Consider the following 3,899-nt stretch of genomic DNA (forward strand, 5'->3'; position numbering starts at 1 on the left):
GCGGACACCGCGATCACGCGGACCGGGTAGGTGCCTGGAACGTCGCACTCAGGGCCGGGCTGGTCCTTCCCCACGTGGCCTAGCCACCGACAGGAAAAGCCCCCTGCTTCAGCTGGGGGAGGAGTCACCGAGCGTACTGAGCGGGCAGGCAGCGCGCACAGGGGCGGTATCCGGCCGCGATCGCGGTGGCCTCGTCGGGGAAGAAGACGCGGTGGGCGGCGTAGGGGCCGCGGGCGACGGCCCGCAGCGCGGAGGGGCAGCCGAGGCGGCCGTACAGGCGCCCTCGACGGTGTCCTCCCGGGGCGCCAGGGGCGCTGTCGGCGTACGGCTTCCCGTCCGGGCCGCACAGCGTGTACGTCCGGAGGTCCGGTGGCCCGGCGCCCGGGGCTCGGGGCTCGGTTCACGCCGCGTCGTGGAAAACCAGGCCGAGCGTGCGGCGCCGCCCCGAGCGGACGGTGCTCACGCCGTGCCGCATCGGCCCGGTCGACCAGCCGCGCTTGGAGGCGACGGGCCGGTCGCGGGTGGTGAAGATGAGCCCGTGACCCTGCGGCAGGGTGGTGGACGAGCCGCGCGACTGGGCGCGGGGGCGCTGCTCGGTCATGATGAACTCGCCGCCGGTGAAGTCGGCTCCCGGGACGTCGAGGCCGATGACGACCTGGAGCGGGAAGAGCATGTCGCCGAAGACGTCACGGTGCAGGGCGTTCCAGTCGCCGGGGCCGTAGCGCAGGAGGATCTGCGCGGACTTGGCCTGGCCGGCCGCGTGGCACATCTCCACCCACTCCCCCAGGGTTTCGGGCCAGGGGGCGGGCTTGCCGAGCTTCGCGGCCCAGTCACGGGCAACGGGCAGCAGCCGGGGGTAGAAGGCCTCGCGCAACTCCCGTACGGGTTCGGGTAGTTCGTGGGTGAAGTAGCGGTACTGGCCGGATCCGAAGCGGTAGCGGGCCATGTCGACGGTCGAGCGGAAACGGTGGGTCTCGTCGTACAGGGCGGCGATGTCACGGCACGCCTCGGGGGTCAGGAGCCGGTCGGTGAGTGCGTGGCCGTGCTCGTCGAGCTCGGCGGTCAGCGCGCCCCAGTCCCCGGCGGCGACGCGTTCACCCCCGCGGCTGCCGGCGCCGCTGCGGATGCCGGCGCCGCTGCGGGTGCCCGCCGGGTGCGTGGTGTCGATCATGATCGGGCCCTTCGTGGTCGTGCGGGTCGGGCGGGGAGGGCAGGTCAGACGAGGGTGGGCTGCAGGGCGCCCTCGTGGGTGAGGAGCCGGACCTTGCGCTCCACTCCGCCCGCGTAGCCGCGCATGGAACCGTCCGCGCCGATCACGCGGTGGCACGGGCGCACCAGGAGCAGCGGGTTCGCGCCGATCGCGGCGCCCAGCGCCTGGATTCGCGTGCGGTCCACGCCGAGCCGCTGGGCAAGTGCGCCGTACGTGGTCGTGGCGCCGTACGGGATCTCCTCCAGGGAGTCCCAGACGCGGCGCTGGAAGTCGGTGCCGCCGCTCGGGGTGAACTCGATGTCGAACCTGGTGAGTTCACCGGCGAAGTAGGCGGCCAGCTGCCGTGCGACGTCCGAGAAGCGCTCGGGATCGCGGGCCCAACCGGCCCGCACCACCGGGGCGTTCCGCTGGCCGGGCATGGACAGCGACGTCAGCGAGACACCGTCCCGTGCCGGCTCCCCCACGAGGAGCAGTTCGCCGAGCGGGCTGGTGACGGTCGTGTGGACGGTCATGGCCGCCTCCCTCTTTCCTTGCCTCTGCGTGCCTTCTTTCCTCTTCAACGGTGAGGTGTCGCGACCTTGGATGCTGGCGGGATTCGGACGTCACGCTGAGGGCCCGGCTTCTGCTTCTGCTTCTGGAGGCGTGTCATGCCGACTCCGATCAGTACGACCGCCATGCCCGCGGCCACCCGGAAGCTGAAGGCCTCGTCGAGCACGACGGCGCCCAGGGCCACGGAGACCACCGGCAGCAGATACCCGACGGTCGCCGCGTTGGTCGCGCCCTCGTCGGCGACGATCCGGTAGGTGAGGTGGAAGGTGACGCCGGTGGCGAAGATCCCCAGGACGAGCACGGCGAGCAGTGTCGTGTGCTCCACGTGGACCGTCTCCAGGCCGCCGGCCGGCAGGGCAAGCGCCGTCAGACCCGTGGCGGCCATGAGCTGGGCCGCGGAGAGGGAGAGGGTGGGCATGCCCTTGCCGACGAGGTGATGGCCCATGTACGCGAAGCCGACGGCGTAGCTCGCCGCGGCGCCCACGATCGCCAGGGCGCCCCAACTCGTCAGCCCCGACTGCTGCCACGGGGCAAAGATCAGCGTCGTGCCCGCAAAACCGAGGAGGAGCCCGGCGAGGCGGATCGGCCGCAGTCCGCGTTCCGTGCCGATGGCGAGGCCGATGAGGACGGACCACAGCGGTGTCGTCGCGTTCAGGGCCCCCGCCACTCCGGAGTCGACGGTCTGCTGCCCGATGCTGAAGAGGCCGAAGGGCAGGGCGTTGCAGAAGAAGGCGGCGACGAAGATGTGCTTCCACGTCGCCAGGCCCGCGGGCAGCCGGCCGCGGGTGCCGAAGAGCAGCACCGTCAGGGTGCCCGCGCCCAGTGCGCAGCGCAGGAGCGTGACCTGCACGGGACTCAGGCCCTCCAGGGCCAGTTTGATCCAGAGGAATGTGGATCCCCACAGCAGGGCGAGCACGCCCACCCTTGCCGCTGCCCATGTTCGTCCGTGGACGCCGTTCACTGTTGCCCTCCCTGTCCGGGCCGTCGTCATCCGGTGTCTTCGGCCGCTGTCAGTGAACGATGCCGTCACCAACCTGGAAGGACAAGCAAACAGTTCTGAAGTTTCGTTAAGCACAGCTACATCCGCAGCGCTCCGGTCCCACCGCCCGCGCCGTCGCTTAGGGTGAGAGGCGGGCCGTGACTGGCGCTGAGGTGGAGTACCACCGGGGAGCGGCCTGACATCCCGTCGATGCCGCGCGCCTGGGCAACTCATCCTGAAGCCCGGGAGTAGCACATGCCCCAGACGCAGACAGCCCGCCTGATGGACGGCACCGGCCTTGCCCGCCGTATCGTCGAAACCGCCTCCGCCACCGCCGCGGACATCCGCCGCCGCACCGGGTCCTCCCCCTGCCTGGCGACCGTCCTGGTCGGCGAGGACCCCGCCTCGGTGACCTACGTCCGGATGAAGCGCGCCCGCTGCGAGAAGGCGGGCATCGAGTCACGGCACGTGGCCCTGCCCGCATCGGTCTCCACCGCCGAGCTGGTCGCGACGGTCACCGCTCTCTCCGAGGACCCGACCGTGCACGGCATCCTGCTCCAGCACCCGGTGGGGCCGCACATCGACGAGCGCGCCGCCTTCGAGGCGATCGCACCGGCCAAGGACGTCGACGGGGTCACCATGCACTCGTTCGCGGCGATGGGCTTCGGCCTGCCCGGCTTCGTGTCGTGCACCCCCGGCGGCATCATGCGCCTGCTCGAGGAGTACGACGTCGACCTCACCGGCAAGCACGCCGTCGTCGTGGGGCGCAGCGCCATCCTCGGCAAGCCCGCGGGCATGCTGCTCCTGGGCAAGGACGCCACGGTGACGTACTGCCACTCGCGCACCGACGGCCTGCCCTCGATCGTGCGGCAGGCCGATGTCCTGGTCGCCGCGGTCGGCAAGCCGCGCTTCATCGCCGGCGCGGACATCAAGCCCGGCGCCGTGGTGATCGACGCCGGCTACAACGCGGGCAACGTCGGCGACGTCGACTTCGACACCGCCCTGGACCGCGCGAGCCTGATCACCCCCGTCCCCGGCGGCGTCGGCCCGATGACCATCGCCGTGCTGCTCGCCCAGACGGTCGAGGCGGCGACGCGCCAGCTCGGCCTGGACTGAGCACGGGCACCGCACCACACCGGCGACAGGGCACGGGGTCAGGAC

At 71.7% G+C, this 3,899-nt stretch carries 5 protein-coding genes and 1 riboswitch; of the genes, 1 reads left to right on the forward strand and 4 read right to left on the reverse strand.

The window, feature by feature from the left end:
* Positions 1-124: 124 nt before the first annotated feature.
* From ACQKIP_RS42150 to ACQKIP_RS42165, 4 genes are read right to left on the reverse strand one after another with little or no spacing between them, the layout of a single operon-like run.
* Positions 125-349, reverse strand: coding sequence for an Ada metal-binding domain-containing protein (locus ACQKIP_RS42150; protein ID WP_365865346.1), 225 nt, complete (start codon positions 347-349; stop codon positions 125-127).
* A 51-nt stretch (positions 350-400) separates the two neighbouring features.
* Positions 401-1,171: a 2OG-Fe(II) oxygenase gene (locus ACQKIP_RS42155; protein ID WP_365865199.1), complete on the reverse strand. Its 771-nt coding sequence runs from the start codon at positions 1,169-1,171 to the stop codon at positions 401-403.
* Positions 1,172-1,215: 44 nt separating this feature from the next.
* Positions 1,216-1,722: a methylated-DNA--[protein]-cysteine S-methyltransferase gene (locus ACQKIP_RS42160; protein ID WP_365865201.1), complete on the reverse strand. Its 507-nt coding sequence runs from the start codon at positions 1,720-1,722 to the stop codon at positions 1,216-1,218.
* 44 nt (positions 1,723-1,766) lie between these two features.
* Positions 1,767-2,720 carry a DMT family transporter gene (locus ACQKIP_RS42165; protein WP_365865203.1) on the reverse strand — a complete coding sequence of 318 codons (954 nt, stop codon included), beginning with the start codon at positions 2,718-2,720 and terminating at the stop codon, positions 1,767-1,769.
* 166 nt (positions 2,721-2,886) lie between these two features.
* Positions 2,887-2,972: riboswitch (ZMP/ZTP riboswitch) on the forward strand.
* A gap of 21 nt (positions 2,973-2,993) precedes the next feature.
* Between ACQKIP_RS42165 and ACQKIP_RS42170 the strand changes: the two genes are divergently transcribed.
* A complete protein-coding gene (locus ACQKIP_RS42170; protein WP_365865205.1) occupies positions 2,994-3,854 on the forward strand; it encodes a bifunctional 5,10-methylenetetrahydrofolate dehydrogenase/5,10-methenyltetrahydrofolate cyclohydrolase in 861 nt (286 codons plus the stop codon).
* Positions 3,855-3,899: the final 45 nt, after the last annotated feature.

Origin of the sequence: Streptomyces sp. NPDC059900, from assembly GCF_050270335.1 — a bacterium.
Taxonomy (GTDB): Bacteria; Actinomycetota; Actinomycetes; order Streptomycetales; family Streptomycetaceae; genus Streptomyces.

Coding starts and splice junctions, on each gene's coding strand:
- ACQKIP_RS42160 (WP_365865201.1), bottom strand. CDS start 1,722: ATGACCGTCCACACGACCGTCACCAGCCCGCTCGGCGAACTGCTCCTC.
- ACQKIP_RS42155 (WP_365865199.1), bottom strand. CDS start 1,171: ATGATCGACACCACGCACCCGGCGGGCACCCGCAGCGGCGCCGGCATC.
- ACQKIP_RS42170 (WP_365865205.1), top strand. CDS start 2,994: ATGCCCCAGACGCAGACAGCCCGCCTGATGGACGGCACCGGCCTTGCC.